This is a genomic window from Vicingus serpentipes (assembly GCF_007993035.1).
Taxonomy (GTDB): Bacteria; Bacteroidota; Bacteroidia; order Flavobacteriales_E; family Vicingaceae; genus Vicingus; species Vicingus serpentipes.
The window spans coordinates 340,955-363,662 of sequence record NZ_VOOS01000003.1 but is presented as its reverse complement, the minus strand read 5'-3'; the positions used below and the strand labels follow the sequence as shown (position 1 = coordinate 363,662).

Genomic DNA, 22,708 nt, shown 5'->3' with positions numbered 1-22,708 from the left:
TTTAATATTTTAAAATGAGAACAGGAGTACCTTCATCAACAACTTCATAAAGATTTAATACATCTGTATTTTTCATACGAATACATCCATGAGAAGCAGGCTCTCCAATATATCCTTCTTCAGATGTTCCGTGTATATAAATATATCTTTTGTATGAATCTATGTTTCGCCCTTTGTTAATCCCTGGTTCTTCACCTTGCAACCACATAATTCTTGTTGTAACATCATCTGTTGGCGACTTAATTTTTTGGGCATAAATTGGTGAAACATTTCCGGTGTAAACTCTTGATTTAAATAGTCCTGCCAACGGAACATCATCTCCATACTTATGTTTTATAGTATGTAACCCAATTGGCGTTTTCATACTATTTTGTACGTTTCCTACTCCTAATTTTGCAGAAGATATTGGGAATTTAAAACGCACACTATCTTTTTCAATTAAGTATAATTTTTGGTGTTTAATAGATACATAGATAAACTTACTAAAATCTCTATCCTTATATTTTATCTTTAAATATTCAGTTAAAAAAGTTGCTATTGATTCATTAGAAGGTTCATTATCAACAACAAAAACAGTAGTATCTTCTGGTGGTTGACCAACTAAACTAGGTGATTTAACTGTTGGGATAGTTTTACAAGAAAACATCAAGATTACTACAACAATTGTTGCAATTATTTTCATGCAATTGATCAATCTCATCTATTTTCCCTTACTCAGTTTTAACATAATTGAATAAAACAAATTTGGCGAAAAAGTTTTAAAAGGAATAGACAGCAACTCTTTACTTCCAATAAAAATATGATTCTTATCCGATTTGATAGCTCCAACTAATTTGCGAGCAAAAACATTAGTTTTCATCCCATTAATTTGAGCAGGACTATCTTCATTTAGAGTTGATCCATCACCAGTAATAGAATTAACGGCCACATTTGTATTTATAAAACCCGGAGACACTAATAATACAGATACATTATCTTTTTTAAGTTCTAATCGAAACGAATCATAAAAACCATATAAAGCATGTTTAGATGCAGCATAAGTTGAATGAAATGGTAATCCAAACTTTCCTAAAATACTTGTTGTAACTATTATTTTCCCCGATTTTTGTTTTATCATATATTTTGAAACTGCTTTAGCTAAGGCCACATTCCCAAAATAATTTATCTCCATCACTTTTCGTTCAACAGCTTCAGTAGTTTCTTCTACCAAGCTCTTCTGACTAATTCCACCATTATTAATTAAAAAATCAATCCTCCCAAACTTAACAATCACTTTTTCCACCCAATTTTCAGCCTCATTACTTTTCTCTAAGTCAATAGGTAAAATCAACACATTCTCATCTTTAATTTTCAATTCATTTTTAACTCTCAACAATTCACTTTCTCGTCTGGATGACAATACAATTTTACAATTGTATTTCATCAATTCATGGCAAATTGCTTCTCCTATTCCCGAAGAAGCTCCTGTAACCCATACTATTTTGTTTGTTAAGTCCATTTGGCTAAATTAAATTTTAAAGTGTTATAAAAAAAGTATGCGAATTGATAAACTTAAAGTTTATCTTATTTTTGAACATCTCTTTTGAGTTAGAATTTGAAAAATCTTATACAAAAAATACCTCCTTATATAAAATTTCTGTTTGTTAGCTATACAATCGGTATTTGCATCTTTTTTATATTTAGGTTAATTGCTTTTTTTGTTAATTATGGACAAATAGAAAATATCCCTAATAACATTAGAACTGATATTATTAGCAAATCATTCATATTAGGATTTCGCTTTGATAGTGTGATAAGTAGCTATCTATTAATTATTCCTTTTTTAATACTTTCTATTTCTGATTTTATTTCAACTAAAAAAATTGTTTTAGTAAAAATTGTAAGCACTTTAATCACTGTTTCCTATTTATTTTCATTTCTTATAAGCAGCATTGATGTTCCTTATTTTTCTCATTTTAATTACAGGTTAACTACTGCCGTTTTTCAATGGATTGAAAACCCCGTTTTTGTATTAAAAATGATTTTTCAAGAACCTAGTTATTGGGGAATATTAGTTCCGTTAGTTGTTATTGTATTTGCATATCAGTTTTCCATAAAAAAAATAGGTAAAATTTGTTTTAATACTAAATATTCAAACCATACATTTTTTCTAAAAAAAATACTTTGGTTTATTTCTGTTTCACTATTATTAATTATCGGATTAAGAGGTAGAGCGAACTTAAATATTGCTCCACTTGGGCCAACCGATGCTTATTTTAGTGATTATTCTATTGCAAATCAGATATCATTAAACCCTGTTTTTACTTTTCTAAAGAGTTATTTAGACACCAAAAAATCAAGTAATCAGGAATTACATTTAATGGATAACGAACTGGCTATTAATAATGTAAAACATTTTTTAACCAGAGAAGGTACGCCCTCTTCTCCAATTTCAAAAAAAATAATTCCTGATTCTAATTATACAAAACAGCCCAATCTAGTTTTAATTTTAATGGAAGGAATGAGTACTGCAAGAATGGAAACTTATGGGAATCCATTTAATATCACTCCTTTTTTGGATAGTATTAGTAATGAAGGATATTTTTTTAAAAACTTGTATAGTGCAGGAATTCACACCCACAATGGAATTTTTAGTACGCTTTGTTCTTTTCCTGCTCTTTACGATAGACATGCAATGAATCAAGTTCCAATCTTAAAGTATAACAACCTTGTAAGTAATTTAAAGAAAAATGGCTATTCAACAACCTACTTTACAAATCATGATGTTGAGTTTGATAATGTTGGAGGTTTTTTAACAGAGAACGGGATTGACAAAATTATTTGCGATAAAGATTACCCAAAAGATAAAATTTTAAGCACACTTGGGGTTGCTGATGATTTTATGTTTGACTTTTCTATACCAATCATTAATAAAATGGCAAAAAAAGAAACTCCATTTTTGTCCGTTTTTATGACTACAAGTAATCATGGGCCATACAAAATACCTAGTCATTTTAAATCTAAACATAAAATTGATGGTCTTGCCGCATGTGAATATGCAGATTGGTCACTAAATAAATTTATTAATGACGCTAAAAAAGAACCTTGGTTCGACAATACTATTTTTGCTTTTGTAGCTGACCATGGATGGGCTATAGATGTCAGATATGACATCTCTTTAAATTATAATCATATTCCATTTATTATATATGCTCCTAATTTAATTAAAACACCAAGAGCATTTTCAAAAATTGGCGGACAATTAGATGTATTTCCAACTTTAATGAATTTATTGAAATTACCATATACAAACAACACATTAGGCGTTGATTTATTTACCGAATCAAGACCATACATTTACTTTAATGCTGATGATAAAATTGGAGTTATAGATGAAGAACATCTACTTATTATAAGAAAAGAAGGTCCAGAATCTATGCATTTGTATCAAAACAAATCTGTAAATAATTGTATTAATAACAATAAAGAAAAAGCTGAAGCAATGAAAAACTATGCATTTTCTAACATGCAAGCAGCTTATTATTTAATGAGTAAAAATAAAGTTGGAGAAGAATAGCAACTAAAACGTATCACAGTTTTTACACAATTCTATTTCTTCTTTTCGACCTTTAAACATTAATTCCAACCACTTTATTCTTTTGGGAGAATAATAAATATCAAACAAATTATTATCCTTTATATTTCCAACAATCCCTTTACCATTTAAGTCAACACAACAAACTGTAATATTACCATCTGGTAAAAAAACTAACTGATTCATTAATAATCCACAGCCTATTTTGTGAGGTTTATTTTTACTATTTGATGAATCTCCTTCAATATCAACTTCTCCTGCCCAAGTATGAGGATGTCTTAATTCATATTTATCAACCATACTTAAAACTTCAACAAATTCTTTATCCATCCAATTAGTATTTAAAGGATATTTCGCATCGATTACTGAAATAATATTGGTTTTAATCGGATTACCTGCTAGTTTATTTTCGTTACAAAAATATTTTATGTTTTTATAAAACAATTCCCATTTTGCCTTAATCCGCATTTCTTCGAATCGCTGAGGACTTCCTCCATCCATACTAAACTCCATTATATCAACTGCTCCACTTGTTATAATTTCTATTGTCTTTTTCTCTGTAAGTGGAGTTCCGTTGGTTAATAAATAAACGGTCGGAAACTTAAGCCCCTTATTTAAAACAACGTCTTTATATTTTTTTATTACAGCTAGTAATTCTTTAATCTGTGGATTTAAAAGTGTTTCTCCTCCATTATGCAAATGGATAACTTCTACTTTTTTAAAACGCCCATCATTTACCAAGTTATCAAAAAACTTATCCAACAATTCTGGTGTCATTTTAACTTTTGGTTTTTCGTGATCTAACGAACAAAAAGAACATCTTAAATTACAAAAACTGTTGAACTCTATATTAACTTCTCTTATAGAACTTCCTTTAGTAATGAATTTCCACTTATAATAAAAAAGATAATTTTTAACATAAAATAACCCTTGAAAAAACTCAAGAACCTTCCATAAAAATGTACCTTTTTTAAGGTTCCTAACAAAAAAATCTCTTAAACCAATTAACATTTATACTTTTATATTTTGATGTTAAAATTAGTGAGCTCACTGATAACTATTACTGATATTTGTCATAAGCTAACTATTAGTTTTAAAAACATTAAATAAAAATCAAAAAAATAAATAAATATATTTGCCATTATATAAAAAAAATCTATTTTTGCAGACCGAAATTTAACATCGGAAGATTAAAAACAGAAAGAAATGAAAAGAACATTCCAACCATCGAGAAGAAAAAGAAGAAATAAGCATGGATTCATGAGTAGAATGGAATCTGCTAATGGTAGAAAAGTTATTGCTAGAAGAAGAGCTAAAGGAAGAAAGAAATTGACTGTGTCTGACGAAGCTAGACACAAGAGATAATTATATAGGTAGATAAGAAAAAGGAAGCATTAAGCTTCCTTTTTTTTTGAACATTTTTTTAATAACTGTTGAAAAATAAGCAATAAGAAATCAATCTAATTGAAGTAATTTCGCACAAACAATTTTGCATCAAATATTCTTAAATTATGCCAAAAGATAATAGCATCAAACATGTACTTATAATTGGAAGTGGACCCATTGTTATTGGTCAAGCTTGTGAATTTGATTACTCAGGGTCTCAAGCGTCTCGATCATTAAGAGAGGAAGGAATTATTGTATCGTTAATCAACTCAAATCCGGCAACAATTATGACGGATGATGTTACTGCTGATAACGTTTACTTATTACCTTTAGACACTACTTCCATTATTAAAATATTAGAAAATCATCCAGACATAGACGCTGTATTACCTTCTGTTGGTGGACAAACTGCTCTTAACTTGGCTATAGAATGTGAAAAGATGGGATTGTGGGAAGAGCACGATGTTAAAATGATTGGTGTTGATACGAAAGCAATTGATATAACAGAAGATAGAGAATTATTTAGACAAAAAATGGAGGAAATTGGTGTTCCAATGGCTCCATCTGAAACTGCAAAATCATATTTAGAAGGAAAAGAAATTGCTCAAAAAATTGGTTTCCCATTAGTAATCCGTCCATCATTTACTTTAGGAGGAACTGGTGGCGCAGTTATATACGACCCAGCAGAATATGAAGAAGCTCTACACCGCGGCTTAAAAGCATCACCTATACATGAGGTAATGATTGACAAAGCTGTGATTGGTTGGAAAGAATATGAATTAGAGTTACTTAGAGATAGAAATGACAATGTTATTATAATTTGTTCTATAGAAAATTTTGACCCAATGGGTATTCATACAGGAGATTCAATTACAGTAGCTCCTGCTATGACATTATCTGATACAACTTTTCAAAAAATGCGTGATATGTCAATCCATATGATGCGTTCGATTGGAAATTTTGCAGGAGGATGTAATGTCCAGTTTTCTGTAAGTAATGACGAAAATGAAGATATTATTGCAATTGAAATTAACCCTAGAGTTTCTAGGTCTTCTGCTCTAGCATCAAAAGCAACGGGTTATCCTATTGCTAAGATAGCGGCTAAACTTGCTATTGGTTATTCATTAGATGAATTAAAGAATCCTATAACTGGAACATCTGCTCTATTTGAACCAACATTAGATTATGTTATTGTTAAAATTCCACGTTTTAACTTCGATAAATTTAAAGGAGCTGACAGAAGATTAGGCTTTCAAATGAAATCTGTAGGAGAAGCAATGGGCATAGGACGTTCTTTTCAAGAAGCATTACAAAAAGCTTGTCAAAGTTTAGAAATTAACCGTAATGGATTAGGTGCTGACGGTAAAGAATTAACTAATCAAGACCAAATATTACATAGTTTAGAAAACCCTAGTTGGGATAGGTTATTCCATATTTATGATGCAATAAAAATGGGAATCCCTTTCAAAACTATTTTTGAAAAAACTAAAATTGACCACTGGTTTTTAAGACAAATAGAAGACTTTGTAAAACTAGAGCGAAAAATCGAAAAATACACGCTAGACACCTTACCAAGAGAGCTAATGTACGAAGCAAAACAGAAAGGTTATGCTGATAGACAAGTAGCTCATTTATTAAAATGCTTAGAGAGTGAGGTTTACACTAAGAGAGCCGAAATGAACATCAATAGAGTATATAAATTAGTTGACACTTGTGCTGCTGAATTTCCTGCTCAAACACCATACTACTACTCTACTTTTGAAGATGAAAATGAATCTATTGTTTCAGATAAAAAATCAATAGTAGTGCTTGGTTCTGGACCAAATAGAATTGGACAAGGAATTGAGTTTGATTACAGTTGTGTTCATGGTATAATGGCTGCAAAAGAAGCAGGGTATGAAACCATAATGATTAATTGTAACCCAGAAACGGTATCTACTGATTCTGAAACTGCGGATAAATTATATTTTGAACCTGTTTTTTGGGAACATATTTACGACATTATTAAACTTGAAAATCCTGTTGGAGTAATTGTCCAATTGGGTGGTCAAACTGCATTAAAACTTGCAGAAAAGTTAGAAAAGTACGGAATAAAAGTTTTAGGAACTTCATTTGAAGCCCTTGATATTGCTGAAGATAGAGGTCGTTTTTCTAAAGTTTTAGAAGAGCTTAAAATACCATTCCCTAAATATGGCATTGTTGAAAGTGCTGAACAAGCCATTGAATTATCAAAAGATTTAGGATTTCCATTATTAGTTAGACCTTCTTATGTTTTAGGTGGGCAAAAAATGAAAATCGTAATTAATGAAGATGAGCTAGAACATCATGTAGTTGACATTTTAAAAGCAATGCCAAATAACCAAATATTATTAGACCACTTTTTAGGTGGAGCTATCGAAGCTGAAGCTGATGCTATTTGTGATGGAACTGACACATATATAATTGGTATAATGCAACACATTGAGCCAGCAGGTATTCATTCTGGTGATTCTTATGCAGTTTTACCTCCATACAACTTAGGTGACTTAATTATCACTCAAATTGAAGAAATTACTAAAAAGATAGCAGTTGCTTTAAAAACTGTTGGTTTAATAAACATACAATTCGCCATTAAGGATGATGTAGTTTATGTAATTGAAGCAAACCCAAGAGCATCTAGAACAGTTCCTTTTATTGCGAAAGCTTATAGGGAGCCTTACGTTAAATATGCAACAAAAGTAATGCTTGGAGATAAAAAAGTTAAAGACTTCAACTTTAACCCTCACAAGGAAGGCTATGCAATTAAAATACCAGTTTTCTCTTTTAGTAAGTTCCCTAATGTTGACAAAGAATTAGGTCCAGAAATGAAATCTACTGGTGAAGCAATTCAATTTATAGATTCTCTTAAAGACAAATTTTTTAGAGATATTTATGCTGAAAGAAATCTTTATTTAAGTAGATAAATGACATTTTGTCTATTTCTTTAAAATGGAAAGGTTATTGAAATAATTTAGATTATAATTTAAAAAAGAATTTAAATTGCAACTTTTAAGAACAATAGCAATAATAGTAATAGTGTACTATGGTTTTAAACTTTTAGCTCGTTATGTTTTCCCTTTCCTTTTAACTAGATGGGTAAATAAAAAAATGGGACAGTTTCAAAATCAATCTCAACAACAATATAGAGATGCTGAGCAAGCAAAACAATTTGCTAAAGAACACGAAGGTGAGGTTAAAATAAAAACAAGCAAAAAAACAAACTCATCAACCATCAATGATGGTGAGTTTGTAGATTATGAGGAAATCGATTGATTCTGTATCTTAACAACTAAGATACACACATCATCTATTTGATCCAAACTACCCTTCCAATTATTAAAAGTATCAAGTATTAGCTTTTGTTGATTAATCATTGTCTCGTGTTTAATTGACAATAACATTTGCTTAAATTGTGATGTTTTAAACTTTTTACCCTTATCTCCACCAAACTGATCTACGAAACCATCTGAAAAAAGATAAATAATATCATTTTCAATAATATCAATAGTATTGGTTAAATAATTTTGAGAATTTTCATATTTCCCAATAGGTTGTTTAGTCGCTTTAAATTCTATAATTTGGTTTCCTCTAATAACCCACAATGGATTGTTAGCTCCGGCATAACTCAATTTATTATCCACAATTGAACATAGAGCTATATCCATTCCATCACTTACATCTTCATCAGATTTTTCAAACTCTTGAATAACAATTTCTCTTGATTTATCTAAAATTAATCCTGGATCGGTAAGTCCATACTCTCTCACTGATCTATTAAGAGCATTATTACATATAACACTTACCATAGCTCCTGGAACTCCATGGCCAGTACAATCAGCTACAGCAAATAAAACACAATCATCTTTTTGCTCTAACCAGTAAAAATCTCCTGCAACAATATCCTTTGGTATGTATATAACAAACGATTCTCTTAAGTGCTTTTTTATTAATTTATCAGGAGGTAAAATGGCAGCTTGAATTCGCTTTGCATAAATAATACTGTCGGTAATTTCTGCATTTTTTTCTTCAATCTCACTGGTATAAATACTTAAGGTTTCATTTGCTTTTTTCTTTGCATTATACCTATTAATAAAAATAACCAGTAATAAAATGAAAATCAATACACTAGCTATCAATACGTTTTGTGTTAATTTTTTTTCTGTTAATTCAAGTTCTTGATTAGCTTTCAGCTTTTCTAGTTCTAAAATTTTCTTTTCCTTCTCAGATGATTCATATCGGGTTTCTAGTTCTAAAGCATATTTAGATTTTTCCAACCCTACTAAACTATCTTTTAAATTTGAATGATATTGATAATAATCTAGTGCTAATTTATAATCCTTTTTCTTTTCGTAAATCTGTGAAGCAATTAGGTAAGTGTGCTGCAACAAATCCTGAGCATTTACTTCTTTAGCATATCTAATACTCCTCATTAAATTCTCTAAGGCTAAATTTACATTGTTTTTTTCTAGATATAACTCACCAATATTACTTAAACTGATTGCAACTCCTAACTTATTATCTATAAGCTTTTCAATCTCTAAAGATTCTTCAAAATAAGAAATAGTCTTATCTATTTCTCCTTTGAAATAATAAGCTACGCCTAAATTACTTAATACATTAGCCAGAGCTTTTTGATCATTGAATTTTTTAGCAACTGAAATAGATTTTTCATAAGCATAAATAGCATCTTCTAATTTTTCTTGTTTTATATATACAAGACCTAAATTATTATAAGTTCTTCCTAATTCCTGTGTACTCCCTGATAACTCATATGATTCAATAGATTCATTATAAAAATCTTCAGATTTTTTAACGTCCCCCATTCCTCGGTATGCATTCCCTAAATTATTATTCGTCTTACCTAATAACTCATGATCTTTAATAGAATCTGAAATTGATAACGCTTTAAATAAAACATCTAATGAATTATTGAAATCCCCTATATCCTGATATACATTTGATAGAGATAAGTAACTATTAACAATTTGTATTTGTGTACCATTGTTTTTACTTAACTCTAAAGCTCGAGAAGCATAATTTAGCCTAGAGTCTGCATCATTTTTACTTACAGCTGATAGAGTATTTAACAACTCAATTTTAATGCTATCCGATTCAGATATTTGCAATAATTGATTTAAAGAATCAAGATTTTCAGCAAGACTAAACTGACTAAAAAGTATAAAAAAAGTAAAATAGAAATATTTAAGATGTTTTGACATTTACTTTTTTAAAATTAGAAAGAATCCTAAAATATCAATAATTTCTTATTTCTCATAATATTTAATTCGAAACAACATTAAGAAATCATCTGGAACCTTGGTTTCAAAAGTTACTTCTTTATGCGTGGTAGGATGAATAAATGTCAAAACTTTTGCATGAAAAGCCATTCTATCAATTGGATTTTGAGTTGAATCGTATTTTTTATCACCTAAAATTGGGTGTTCCATTGCCTTTAACTGAGCTCTTAGTTGATGTTTTCTTTCTGTTTCTAATGTTGCTTCAAGTAAAGTAAAATATTCATTCTTTTTAATAACAGTATAGCTTGATACTGCTTTTTTGAAATCTTTTGAATCATGTAAATAAGAATAAACAATTAACGCTTTACTTTCTTTCAAATAAGTAGTAATTGTATCTTCATCATTTTCAAATGTACCTTCTGCAACAACTAAATACTTTCTTTTTAAAGCTGTTTTATCCCATGTAGACTGCATTTCTAACTGAGCTTTTCTGTTTTTTGCAAAAACCATTAACCCAGAAGCATCTCTATCTAAACGATGAACAACAAAAACACTATTCGATGGATTATCTAATTGAACATGATTTTTTAAGATGCTATAGGCAGTTAATTTCTTTTCTTTAGCCGATCCTATAGATAGTAATCCACTTCTTTTATTAATAACAATAATATCATCATCTTCAAAAACAATAGTTAAACCTTGAAAAGACACTTTTTTAAACCCTTTATCCCAACTTACCGTTACTTTATCTCCTACTTTTAAAGGATGATTGTATTGAGTAATAACATCATTTCCAACCTTAAATTGACGATGAGTAAGCATCGACTTAATTTTAGTTCTATTCTTGTCTTTAATTGTTTCAAGCAAAAAAGTCATTAACTCTTTTGGTTCAGCAACATCAAAGGTGCTCAGTCTTAGTTTAGCTATTTTTTTCATCTATTTTTTTAATACCTTTTGAATGTTGTTTTCAACTTTTATCCAGTAAACTCCTTTGTCAAAATAACTCAAGTCAATTTGTTTATTTGTAATTAAACTAGAATAAATTATTCTCCCATAAACGTCGTAGATAATAATTTCTTTTCCAATAATTCTCTCATCTAAAATAACTTTTCCAATAAATGGATTTGGATATATTAAATTAAATGGATCAACATTTTCAGCTTGAATATTTGTGGAAAGACAACTACTTAAATCAGGATTAGATTCGATTGGTAACCCAGGCGTTAAATCTTTTCCATCAAAACCAGAATATGAAGCATCATACTTTATACTTCTAAAAACTGTATTTACACCCAAAATTGGATCACCTTGAGATGTTATTCCTGAATTTGTCATTGGGTTTATATATTGCCATACAATATTTTTTAATGTATCAATTTCTGTAAATTTACCTGAAGTCCCTTCACACACCATAATATTGCCATTTTGTAATCGATTTGCACCAGATAATGTTCCTGAATAAAAATCAGTTGGATTTGGCGCTATATATTCCCAGTCAGCCACATTAGGCCCATAAGTTGTGTCTGATTGAAGTATATAATTATTAGACAAATCAATTAAAGGATTTATGATTTTAATAGAGGAATAACCTCTTAAGTTACCGTTATCAAACACCATTATTGATCCTGCATCTTTTAGCCCTTGAGGTATCCATTCAACATCATGTTGACCATCTAATAATGCGTCTGAAACATTACCTTTAAAAGTATTATTATTTCCCCAACGATAAAGTATATCACCTCCTTTACCTCTATTACCTCCTGAATGACTAGCTGATTCTATTGAACTAGTGCTATGATCAATTATCCAAAACTCATTAAAACTTCTTGAGCTCAATATTATTTCATCTCGTTCAGGGTTATAATCTATAGAGTTAACATGAGCCCAGTCATCATTACCATTAGGTGTATAATTAATATCAAATAACTCAGGATGATCTTTAACGACACCATAGTTAGATTTTGTATTATCATAATCTTGAATTAGATGATCCCACATATGCCATTCCCAAACAATTACTCCACTATCAATACCAAGAGGCTGAATTTCTAAAACCATTTCCGGCCATAACTCATTATCATTTAATAAAGATGGGTTTCTTCCCGCATCAATACTTTCAAATGCATTCTTTTTTTCAAAAGAAATTAATAATACATTCCCATTTGGAAGCACTTCTATATCATGATGCTGAACAAAGGTTGAACTTGAATGTTCATAGGTCCATAATAAATTATTATCCCAATCATAATGTTCAATAACACCCCCAACTCCTCCTGCAGTAAAAAATCCATTTCCTCCTCTCCCTGTTCTCATTAATGTACCATCTTCTAATAGGTAAACCGATAATCCTGGTCTAAAATTTGCGCTCCATTCATTTACAACTCTACCACAATTATCAATTAAATAAGTGTTAAATGAAAAATTTGGCGAAAACAAAGTATATCCATTACTTACATTATTTGTTGTTAAAGTAGTTCCTACAGTTAATTGCGCTATTAAAGAAAAATTTAGAGCAAACGAAACAAATAAAATTATTATTGATTTTTTCATTATAATATATTTACTTACACAAAATTAGCTATTTAGAATCAAGTCTTTTTAAATGAAGAAGAATACTTATAAAGAAACTATAGTAACTCTTAAGTTCTTAGTAAATTTGGTTTTTATATTTAGAAAATCATAATGTCAGACATCATTCATCTTCTTCCAGACTCTGTTGCAAATCAAATTGCTGCAGGAGAAGTAATTCAAAGACCTGCATCTGCGGTTAAAGAATTACTAGAAAATGCTATTGATGCCGGAAGCGACACAATTACACTTGTAATAAAAGATGCTGGAAAAGCCCTAATACAAGTAATTGATAATGGCTCAGGGATGTCTGAAACTGATGCTAGATTAAGCTTTGAAAGACATGCTACCTCTAAAATTAGTTGTGCTGACGATTTATTTAATTTAAACACAAAAGGGTTTAGAGGCGAAGCACTAGCTTCGATTGCAGCCATAGCTCAAGTTGAATTAAAAACAAAAAAAGAAGGATTAGATTTAGGTTCAAAAATACTAATTGAAGGAAGTGAAGTAAAAGAACAAGAACCATGCTCTGCTCCAAAAGGCACTTCATTTTCGATTAAAAATTTATTTTTTAATGTTCCTGCTAGAAGAAACTTTTTAAAATCTAACCCAATAGAAATTAAACACATTATTGATGAATTTCAGCGAGTTGCACTAGCTCATCCTAACATCGCTTTTAGCATGTATAATGCCGAAAATGAAGTATTTAATTTGAAAAAAGGAAGTTTTAGACAACGAATTGTTGGCGTGTTTGGTGAAAAATACAACCAGAAATTAGTCCCTGTTGCTGAGTCAACAGATATTGTAACAATCGATGGTTTTGTAAGCAAACCTGAATTTGCTAAAAAAACTAGAGGTGAGCAATACTTTTTTGTGAACGACAGATTTATTAAAAATGCCTACCTCAACCATGCTGTTCAAAATGCTTACGACCAACTTTTAAGTAAAGATCAATTTCCTTCTTATTTTATTAATTTAAAGATAGATCCTTCTAAAATTGATATCAATATTCATCCTACAAAAACTGAAATTAAGTTTGAAGATGAACGCTCAATTTATGCAATTATCAGAACGTCAGTTAAGCAAGCTTTGGGCAAGTATAACATTTCTCCAACTTTAGATTTTGAACAAGAAACTAGCTTTGACATTCCTTTATCAAAAAGAATGGACACCATAAAAGCACCAACCATTAAAGTAAACCCTAATTACAATCCTTTTAGTACCGATGTTTCTAGTTCTAACAAATCTTCTAATAATGGAGCAATAAGAGCTGCTGCAAAACAAGAATCTAAAAATTGGGAATCGTTGTATGATAATTTTGAAAAAAGTACAACTGAAATTATTGAACATCAACCACAAGAAAATGTTGAACAACAAGTAATTTCTAGTAACTGGGATGAAGAAACAGAACGAAACAGAACATTATTACAACTGCACAAAAAATATATTTTTACTCAACTTAAAAGTGGTTATTTAATTATTGACCAACAACGAGCACACGAAAGAGTATTATATGAAAAGTTTAATACTCAATTAAAAACAAAAAAATCGAGTAGTCAACAATTATTGTTTCCTGAAACAATTGAATTCACATCAGCAGATGGAGAATTACTCAATGAAATTAAACCAGAAATTAGTGCCTTAGGATTTGTAATGGATAAAGTTGGTAGAAGTAGCTTTGTTATTTCTGGCATTCCTTCAGAAATAAAAGAACAAAACATTAAGCAAACTATTGAAAAACTATTAGAACAGTTTAAGTTAAATAATAGTGAGTTAAAACTCGATAAAAAAGAAAATTTAGCTACTTCGCTAGCAAGAAGCGCTTCAATTAAAGCTGGCCAATATTTAAACATTGAAGAAATGAACAACTTAGTTGATAATTTATTTGCTTGCGAAATGCCATATAGTTTACCTAATGGTAAACCAACAATAATATCATTGAATTTAGACGATTTAAATAAACAATTTAACTACTAATGTTCGATTTTAAAAGCATTCCTCCAGTTGTTAAAAATCTATTAATTATTAATGGATTAATGTATGTTGCTATGATTGCTCTTAGCGGTCAAGGCTTTGATTTATCTGCATTTTTTGGATTACATTACTGGGGAAGCGAAGGTTTTTATCCTCACCAATTGGTTACTTATATGTTTATGCATAGTTTCCAATTTACGCACTTATTATTTAACATGTTTGCAGTATGGATGTTTGGAAGAGTGCTAGAAGGTGTTTGGGGAAGTAAACGTTTTTTAATTTATTACATGATTACTGGCGTTGGTGCCGGACTTATACAGTTGTTAGTTATTCATTTAAGATTAATGCCTTTATACGATGCTTTAAGCCCTGAAGATTTAAGTTTTATAATGGATAAAGGTTACGACATCCTACAATCTGGACAAAATTTTACAGACCCTATTGCAGGTAAATTTAATGCTTTAATGAATGTTACCACCGTTGGAGCTTCTGGTTCTGTTTTTGGTATTTTATTAGCTTTTGGTATGTTGTTTCCAAATACAGAATTAATGTTATTATTCCCTCCTATACCAATTAAAGCAAAATGGTTTGTAATTATATATGGTGCTATTGAACTATACTCAGGAATGGCTAATAATGCAGGCGACAATGTTGCTCACTTTGCTCACTTAGGTGGAATGCTCTTTGGTTTTGTGTTAATTAAATATTGGCAGAAAAACTCTAACCATTTTTATTGATTAGAGTTAAGGTATGCTATACCTTAATCCTCCCATTACAATATAATCACGTGTCAACCCGTCAGGTCTTGCATCACGAATAATGAGAGGTCTAGCAAAAATAAAGGTGAAATCAACTTTTTTAACTATTGGGTAAATAGCAGCAATATTTAGATTTAATGTCAGACCTTTTGAACCTTCTGCAGTTTTTCTATTTCCAAATGCATCAACATAAGTATCATTTTGCAGGTGATATATAAATAATAAACCTGATGTTATTGTACCTTTTTTAAATAGAAAACTTCTATTAATTCTAAAAACACCATCATCAGCTCTTTTCAATTGATTGGATTCAAAATAGCTATTATAGTTATCATTTTTTAATGGGTTATGGAGATATTTATTATTGGTTGTGTTAAAAGAATGTTGATAAGCAAAAGTTACATCCCACTTACTATATCTATAATTAAATCCAATCAATGCATCTTTAGACCCTAAACTTGTTTGATAAACCATTGGCAAAGGATCATTATCCTCAGAAAGATTTGATTCGTTTGTAGGAATTTTAACTCCTGCTACAAAACTTAAATTCTTTTTCTTTTTATTGATAGCAGTATAACTTAAACTTAGGGTTAAATCACCTAAACCTTTCGTGTTTGCAAGATCTCCATTTACGGCTATATAAGGTATTTTTATTTGAGCGTATAACTTTCTATTCAATAATCTATAATTTATTTCTAAGTTATTTGTAATAATCGAAGTTTGATTATCTCCTACTCCATAGGAAAGTAAATTATTCAAAATTAACCTTGGTGATTTAGATAAAAAATCTCTCCTAAAATTACTATTTGCCTTTATTGAGTCTATGTTATAAGTAGTTAAAGCTTCATTCTTAAATTGCTTAACAGGAGTATCTACTATTAAAACTTCTTGCTGCTTAACAACTTCTGTTGTATCACTTTTTTTTCTTGGGTTAAAATCTTTACTAAAAATTTCAGTATCCTCAGCTTCTATCATTTCTAACTTTACCTTGTCAAAAGGTAACTTTTCATATTTATATTGTGCTAAACCTAACGAACCGACTGAACAGACACCTGCATCACTACATCCTTGAGAATAAACTCCACTAGTTATAAAAAGGAAACTTAATACAGAAAATATAAAAAATAAATATCTCATCTAATTTATAAAGTTTACAATTCTTTTAGCAACTGTAAACTTGTTTTAGTTAAATTTTTAACTGCTAACTTAATATCCCAATTCTCTTTATTTCTTGGCTCAACTTTGTTTGATATTGCTCTAATTTGAGCACAAGTAATACCTTCTAAAAGACAAGCATAATAAAAAGCTGCTCCTTCCATACTCTCAACATCTGGGTTAAACAACTTTATTACCTTTTCAATTTCATTTTCTTCACCATGAGTTGTGTTTACCGATATTGCTCTTACTTTTCTTAATTTATTTATCGTAGTATTTTCTAATGGTATAGAGTTTATCATTTCTCCATTTACCAAGGTAAAGTCTTCATCTTCAATTAAATCCATATCAATTAAGGATAAGAATTTTTCACCATCTTGCGCACCCAACTCAGATATTCGGTCAGAAACAACATTTACTACTTCTCCAATTTTAATTTCATCATTAAAACTTCCTGCTAAGCCTAAATTAATTGCGAAATCGTATAAAGTATTATTTAAAGTTTTTCCCATCCAATAAGCCGTACAAGTCATACCTACACCAGGTATTAAAACATCTATTTGGTGTGTATTAAATGTATATTTTCTTAGTTTTTGGTTGCTTTGTTCAACAAAATTAAAATGAGTTAATAGTGGCTCTATTTCTAAAAAGGTTGCTGAAACGATTAGGACTTTCATGAATTTATATCTAGTTTTTAGGCTTTAATAAAATGAAGGGGACACTTCTTTTTCTTCAAAATGAACACCATAATTTTCTAACTCATCTAATATTGGTTCATATATTTCTTTAGAAATAGGAATATGAACTCCAGGAGTTGTTATAGTTCCGTTAAGTATCATTTTAGTTGCTATAGCTACTGGTAGTCCAACGGTTTTTGCCATTGCTGTGTAAATTGGGTCATCTCCATTTACCACCATCGACGAATGCAATTCCTTGTGTTCACCATTTTGTTCATACAAAAATCGGTGCCACATTACAATCATGTCTTTATCCCCTTCTTCTAACGAAAGTTTTTTCTCTAATATACATTGTAACATTTGAGCTGGAGTAGAATTTGGTAATCCAACAGGAGTATTATCAAAAATACCTAACCAAACAAATTTATCAAACATATCTACATCGTCTTGACGAATATTTAAATAATGTTTGAATTTTAACTCTACAGAGTCTGTTTCATTATATGCTAAAAAAGAATTTATAAAATCTCGATGTGTCATACTTTCCGAACCATCCATAATGTAACTATCATCTGTAGCTCCTAATTGAACAAAAACATCCCAAGCTCTACAAAAACCTGGCTTACGCAATGTTCCTCTATACATTGTTGGGATATCATCTAATCCATAAATACTTCTATATTGTAATGAATCTCTGTTTGCATAGCCTTCAAATTTTCCATGTCCAGCTATATCAATAATTTCAGTTCTTCTAAATAATTTATGATAAGGAATATACTTGTATTTTCCGTTCTGAATAAATTTACAAACTCCTTGTCCTGCTAAAACAACATTTCTTGGATTCCATGTAAATTTATAATTCCATGGATTGTTATCACTTTCAGGAGCAATAAGTCCGCCCGTAAATGTTTCAAAGGCTTCTAACTTACCACCACTCTCACGAATATGATCAATAACTCGCATTGCCGATAAATGGTCGATACCTGGATCAACACCAATTTCATTCATAAGAACAACACCTGCATTTACAGCATCATTGTTTAATTCTTTCATCTCTTTTGAGACATAAGATGCTGTAACCATGTGTTTTTTATATTTAACACAATCTTTAGCAACAGAAATATGCATATGAGCTGGTAACATTGAAATCACCAAATCAGATTCATCAATCAATCTCATTCTTTCTTCCTCATTATTAACATCAAAAGCAATAGCTTTTGCTCGTTCATGGTTATTAGCCGACTTAGAAGCTAATTCTTTAGATTGATCTGCTATTGTTAAAAACCACCCTTCTTGCTCAGCATTAAAAAGTAAATATTGAATTAATGATGATGTTGATCTACCGGCTCCAATTACTAATATTTTTTTCATGTTATTTTTTTGTGAAAGAATTAGCTCGAATTTCGCTATTTATTTAAGGTTTCCTAATATTTTTTAGTGAAATTTACTAACAAATAACTTTTTATAAAATGATTAAAAACATATTGATAAAAGCAGCTGTTTTAGGTTGTATTGGAATAGTTTTAGGAGCTTTTGGTGCTCATGCATTAAAAGCTGTTTTAACTTCTGAGCAATTGGTTAGTTTTAATACTGGTGTTCGTTACCAAATAAGCCATGCGATTGTGCTACTATTTATGTTTTTGTTAACCGAAAAATACAACTCAAAGCAATTTGAAATAGCCTCTAAATTAATCTTCTGGGGTACCATTTTATTTTCTGGTTCAATTTATATTCTAACTCTAAAAAATATATTAGGCATTGAATTATTGAAATTTGCTGGACCAATTACTCCTATTGGTGGTACTTTATTAATTGGCGGTTGGTTATATCTATTAATTGGAGCTATTAAATTAGAAAAATAATTTCAACTAGTATGGTCAATTGTTATTACCCACTTGCCTTCTATTTTTTTCCAGTATAAAGTAAAGTATCCGTTAGGAGTATCTTCTTTTCTTAATAACTTCCATTTACCTAACATATAAGCTGAAGAACTATTTACTTCAAGTTTTATTATTTCAAAGTTTAACTTTCCCATTGCTGTTTTATCAGGATAAGAAACCTTATAATTATCTAGCGTAGTTTGCCAACCATACTTTATTCCATTCTTTCCAATAAACATTAATGAATCAGATTTCCAATATCCCTCCATAAATTGCTCAATGTCTCCGTTATTCCATGCTTCTTCTTGCAAACTCATTACTTTTTTAATTTCTAATGAATCTTCATCATGATTACACGCCATTATTGATACAATTATTAAAAATATTAAACTAAATTTCTTCATCCTATAAAAGTAAAAAACCCATACAAAAGCATGGGTTTTTAAGCATAAATTTTTATTAAAATTATCTTACAATCAATTTCTTAGTAATTGATTTTCCATTTGAAATAATCGTTACCAAATAAAAACCTGAAGTTAATTTTTGATCAAATCTAACGGTTGTATTATAGTTACTTTCTTCAGTATTCAAAAACTCTTTGTGAATTTGCTTACCATAAACATCCACAACTATCAACTCCGCATCTTTACCTAAATCACTCAACTCAACATATAAATACTCTCCTTGATTTGGGTTAGGATAAATTGTAATTGAAGTAGGAACTATTTCTTCTTCAACTTCATTAATGTTTGCTAACCTAGCAACTACATCACCAGAAACGATTGTAGCAGGCGAAGTTGTTATAGAACAATCCAATCCATATTGCATCCATGAGGAACCAACAAAAGCACGAACTCTAATATTATAAGTTGTATTATAATCCCAACCTGACATTTGATCTAATTTAAAAAAGTTTTTACCTATTCTTTCTAAAGAACTAATTGGAATACTAGTTACTGGATCTACTAATTGAAATTCATATTTGGTGCCATTAGGAACTGTTGTACAAACCATATAGTCTGAAGAAGTAACTATTTTGCTACAATACTTACCAAAGATTTGAGGCAATGGAAAGGATGGTGTTGTAATGGAACAAGTAGATCCGAAATCAGTCCAATTTGAGTTTACAAAAGCTCGAACTCTAACATTATATGTTGTGTTATAATCCCAATCTGACATCATAGCTAAGGTAAAATAGTTTTTACCTAACCTATTAATGGAAGCAACTGGAGTGCCAGTATTTTGATCTACTAATTGAAATTCATAATTTGTTGCCCCACTTATAGCTGTACACACAGAATATTCATTAGATTGAAAAGTTTTATTACAATATTTATTATAAAAATAAGGACCTGGTTCTCCAGCTAAACAACCATTATTAACAACAACATCGGTAGATGCAAAACATGTTGTTACTGTATTTGTGACAGTAACATTATAAGTAGCAGCAGATAGCCCAGTCGCTGTAGCATTAGTTTGGGCTGGAGCTGTATTCCATGAGTAAGTATAAGACCCTACTGGTGATGGAGTAACTGTTGCTGTACCATCATTTCCAGTACAAGTTTCATCAGAAGAACTTGTTGAACTTAAATCTGGATTAGCATTTACAGTTATGTGATTTGTTTTAACTTCATCATCACTACCAGAAGCATTTGTTGCTGTTAAGGTAACAGTATAAGTACCTGCTGAAGCATAAACATGTGAAGGATTTTGTAATGTACTTGAATTTCCATCTCCAAAATTCCATAACCATGATGTTGGTGATTCGGTGCTTGAATCTGTAAACGTGATTGAATTACTTAAGCAAACTGAAGTTGAACTTGCAGAAAAATCTGCAACTGGAGCTGAGCCAGAAGCTGGTTGCACATAAATAGCATAATCTTCAGACTGACCATGGTTTATTGATGCATAGCAAGAACTATTAATAGTTCCTGAACCATGTCTGTTATCAGTATCCGTTATAAATCTAATTCTAACATAATCATCATATGGAATAGTCGAAGGATATGTAATATTAATAGGTACGATAGATCCAGCTGCTATGTCTTCCGATAAGTGTTGTTGTTCAGCATCATCATTAAAATCACCATCATCATTCCAATCTATCCAAACCCCAAGTTGCTGAAAATTAGATGGAAAAACCGTAGCATTTATTGTATTAGCTATATCTGCATTAATTTCAAAATAACCTGAACAACTTGCACTATTATCAATATTGCCCCCGTCACTTGAAGAAGAAAATGAAGAAAAGTTAGTTCCATTAAGTTCAACATTAGTTATCCCAGAAAAACCTGTGCTTACCGAATTTGTAGCACAAACAGCAACCGGAGCTGAATAAGCCGGATCTGGAGCTAAAGCTCCTTTTGAAGCAACAATTGAAGTTCCTGTCATTGCTGCAGTAACTCTCGTTTTTTGATCTGCTGTTAGTCTATCTGTACAACTAAAATAACTCATGTAGTTATTTCTTGTGTTAATTCCATAAGCAGAACCTCCATTACAATCGTTATCAGTTGGACAAGTACTTGTAAGTCTTTTGTGTATTTCTGTATCAGAGCAACCATCACTATCAGTACCAACGACAGCATCTCCTGGACACTGGGCTGTATAACCAGGCCCTGAATCTGCATCATCTCCTTGAAAAGTATGATACAAATGAAAATAATGTCCAAATTCATGTACAACTGTTCCTCCATCACCGTTACTATTTAAACCCCAACCATTAGTATTTCCTGGATCATAACCAAAAACAGATGCCATCATTACAGATCCTTCATATGCATTTCCATTAAAAAAATTTGCATACCCTTGAATACCTGCTCCTCCTCCATTATTATCAATTTCAGAAACAATCCAAATATTACAATAGTCTGTTTCAGGCCATTTACTTAAATCTTTTAACTCATTTTCATCCGCACCAACTGACTGCATAAAAACTCCATTTGCAGAATAACCGGCAACTCCAGTAGCTAAAACCCTATTAATTCCATTTGTTGCGTTACAATCAGGATCTCTTTGAGCCAATGCAAATTCAATCTCAAAATCTAGAGGACTATTAGGATCTAATCCTCTATAAACTTCATTCAATCTATCAATAGCGCTTTGAATTTGAGCATCAGATATATTTGTTCCTGAACCTACCGCTTCACCTTTATGTAATACATGAACTACAACAGGAATTGTTAATACAGAACCTGCTTTACCCGTAACATTTGAAGGTGGTATAAAATTTTTAATTTTTAACTCGTTTGCCTGTTCTTGTAATACAAATGTAGGATCTAATAATTGTTTCTCTCTAACAACATCAAATCCACACTGGGCTTTTGATAATGAAGGAATTAAGAAAATGAATAATACAAGAAATGATAGAATTATTTTTTTCATGAGATAAGTGATTAGGTTAAGCTATGAAGTTAATTAATTTATGATTAATTATAAATATTAGTTTTCAACATTAAAAAAACTAACATATGAGAAACGGATA

Annotated in this window: 18 protein-coding genes; 7 read left to right on the top strand and 11 right to left on the bottom strand. The window is 30.4% G+C overall.

Annotated elements, in window-relative coordinates; translation table 11 throughout:
- Position 1 precedes the first annotated feature (1 nt).
- A complete protein-coding gene (locus FRY74_RS08040) occupies positions 2-682 on the bottom strand; it encodes a L,D-transpeptidase (RefSeq protein ID WP_170227982.1) in 681 nt (226 codons plus the stop codon).
- A gap of 18 nt (positions 683-700) precedes the next feature.
- Positions 701-1,498 (bottom strand): SDR family oxidoreductase, encoded by a 798-nt coding sequence (locus FRY74_RS08035; RefSeq protein ID WP_147100327.1) that lies wholly within the window; start codon positions 1,496-1,498, stop codon positions 701-703.
- Between the two features lie 96 nt (positions 1,499-1,594).
- On the opposite strand from FRY74_RS08035, the gene FRY74_RS08030 reads away from it, so the two are divergent.
- Positions 1,595-3,556, top strand: a complete 1,962-nt coding sequence (locus tag FRY74_RS08030) for an LTA synthase family protein (RefSeq protein WP_147100325.1) — start codon at positions 1,595-1,597, stop codon at positions 3,554-3,556.
- 3 nt (positions 3,557-3,559) lie between these two features.
- Here FRY74_RS08030 and FRY74_RS08025 read toward each other — a convergent pair whose 3' ends face one another.
- The gene (locus FRY74_RS08025) at positions 3,560-4,585 is read right to left on the bottom strand and encodes a radical SAM/SPASM domain-containing protein (RefSeq protein WP_147100323.1); all 1,026 of its coding nucleotides are present in this window, start codon (positions 4,583-4,585) and stop codon (positions 3,560-3,562) included.
- Between the two features lie 195 nt (positions 4,586-4,780).
- Here FRY74_RS08025 and rpmH point away from each other — a divergent pair, with 195 nt between their 5' ends.
- From rpmH to FRY74_RS08010, 3 genes are all read left to right on the top strand, one after another.
- Positions 4,781-4,939 (top strand): 50S ribosomal protein L34, encoded by a 159-nt coding sequence (rpmH, locus tag FRY74_RS08020; protein WP_147100321.1) that lies wholly within the window; start codon positions 4,781-4,783, stop codon positions 4,937-4,939.
- 146 nt (positions 4,940-5,085) lie between these two features.
- Complete coding sequence (gene carB, locus FRY74_RS08015) at positions 5,086-7,902, top strand: carbamoyl-phosphate synthase large subunit (protein WP_147100319.1); 2,817 nt, start codon at positions 5,086-5,088, stop codon at positions 7,900-7,902.
- 76 nt (positions 7,903-7,978) lie between these two features.
- Positions 7,979-8,251 carry a DUF4834 family protein gene (locus FRY74_RS08010; RefSeq protein ID WP_147100318.1) on the top strand — a complete coding sequence of 91 codons (273 nt, stop codon included), beginning with the start codon at positions 7,979-7,981 and terminating at the stop codon, positions 8,249-8,251.
- Here FRY74_RS08010 and FRY74_RS08005 read toward each other — a convergent pair.
- The 3 genes from FRY74_RS08005 to FRY74_RS07995 are packed head-to-tail and all read right to left on the bottom strand — an operon-like array spanning position 8,233 to position 12,765.
- Positions 8,233-10,197, bottom strand: a complete 1,965-nt coding sequence (locus tag FRY74_RS08005; protein WP_147100316.1) for a tetratricopeptide repeat protein — start codon at positions 10,195-10,197, stop codon at positions 8,233-8,235. The two genes, FRY74_RS08010 and FRY74_RS08005, sit on opposite strands and share 19 nt — an antisense overlap.
- A gap of 45 nt (positions 10,198-10,242) precedes the next feature.
- Positions 10,243-11,151 carry an RluA family pseudouridine synthase gene (locus FRY74_RS08000; RefSeq protein WP_147100314.1) on the bottom strand — a complete coding sequence of 303 codons (909 nt, stop codon included), beginning with the start codon at positions 11,149-11,151 and terminating at the stop codon, positions 10,243-10,245.
- The gene (locus tag FRY74_RS07995) at positions 11,152-12,765 is read right to left on the bottom strand and encodes an aryl-sulfate sulfotransferase (RefSeq protein ID WP_147100313.1); all 1,614 of its coding nucleotides are present in this window, start codon (positions 12,763-12,765) and stop codon (positions 11,152-11,154) included.
- Between the two features lie 132 nt (positions 12,766-12,897).
- On the opposite strand from FRY74_RS07995, the gene mutL reads away from it, so the two are divergent.
- On the top strand, positions 12,898-14,760 hold the full coding sequence (gene mutL / locus FRY74_RS07990; RefSeq protein ID WP_147100311.1) for a DNA mismatch repair endonuclease MutL: 1,863 nt from the start codon (positions 12,898-12,900) through the stop codon (positions 14,758-14,760).
- Positions 14,760-15,494, top strand: a complete 735-nt coding sequence (locus tag FRY74_RS07985; RefSeq protein ID WP_147100309.1) for a rhomboid family intramembrane serine protease — start codon at positions 14,760-14,762, stop codon at positions 15,492-15,494. Before mutL ends, FRY74_RS07985 begins: the two co-directional genes overlap by 1 nt.
- Positions 15,495-15,500: 6 nt before the next feature.
- Here the strand turns inward: FRY74_RS07985 and FRY74_RS07980 are convergent, their stop codons facing one another.
- Genes FRY74_RS07980 through FRY74_RS07970 form a run of 3 tightly spaced genes read right to left on the bottom strand, consistent with a single transcriptional unit; the run spans position 15,501 to position 18,718 of the window.
- The gene (locus tag FRY74_RS07980; RefSeq protein ID WP_147100307.1) at positions 15,501-16,652 is read right to left on the bottom strand and encodes a hypothetical protein; all 1,152 of its coding nucleotides are present in this window, start codon (positions 16,650-16,652) and stop codon (positions 15,501-15,503) included.
- A gap of 14 nt (positions 16,653-16,666) precedes the next feature.
- Complete coding sequence (gene mqnB, locus FRY74_RS07975) at positions 16,667-17,347, bottom strand: futalosine hydrolase (RefSeq protein WP_147100305.1); 681 nt, start codon at positions 17,345-17,347, stop codon at positions 16,667-16,669.
- Between the two features lie 24 nt (positions 17,348-17,371).
- On the bottom strand, positions 17,372-18,718 hold the full coding sequence (locus tag FRY74_RS07970) for a saccharopine dehydrogenase family protein (protein WP_147100303.1): 1,347 nt from the start codon (positions 18,716-18,718) through the stop codon (positions 17,372-17,374).
- A gap of 98 nt (positions 18,719-18,816) precedes the next feature.
- Between FRY74_RS07970 and FRY74_RS07965 the strand changes: the two genes are divergently transcribed.
- Complete coding sequence (locus FRY74_RS07965; RefSeq protein WP_147100301.1) at positions 18,817-19,209, top strand: DUF423 domain-containing protein; 393 nt, start codon at positions 18,817-18,819, stop codon at positions 19,207-19,209.
- A gap of 2 nt (positions 19,210-19,211) precedes the next feature.
- On the opposite strand, the gene FRY74_RS07960 is transcribed toward FRY74_RS07965, so the two are convergent.
- Together FRY74_RS07960 and FRY74_RS07955 are read right to left on the bottom strand one after the other, a co-directional pair.
- Entirely contained in the window at positions 19,212-19,631 is a 420-nt protein-coding gene (locus tag FRY74_RS07960) for a YybH family protein (RefSeq protein WP_147100299.1), read from the bottom strand.
- Positions 19,632-19,692: 61 nt separating this feature from the next.
- The gene (locus FRY74_RS07955; protein ID WP_147100296.1) at positions 19,693-22,608 is read right to left on the bottom strand and encodes a zinc-dependent metalloprotease; all 2,916 of its coding nucleotides are present in this window, start codon (positions 22,606-22,608) and stop codon (positions 19,693-19,695) included.
- Positions 22,609-22,708 lie beyond the last annotated feature (100 nt).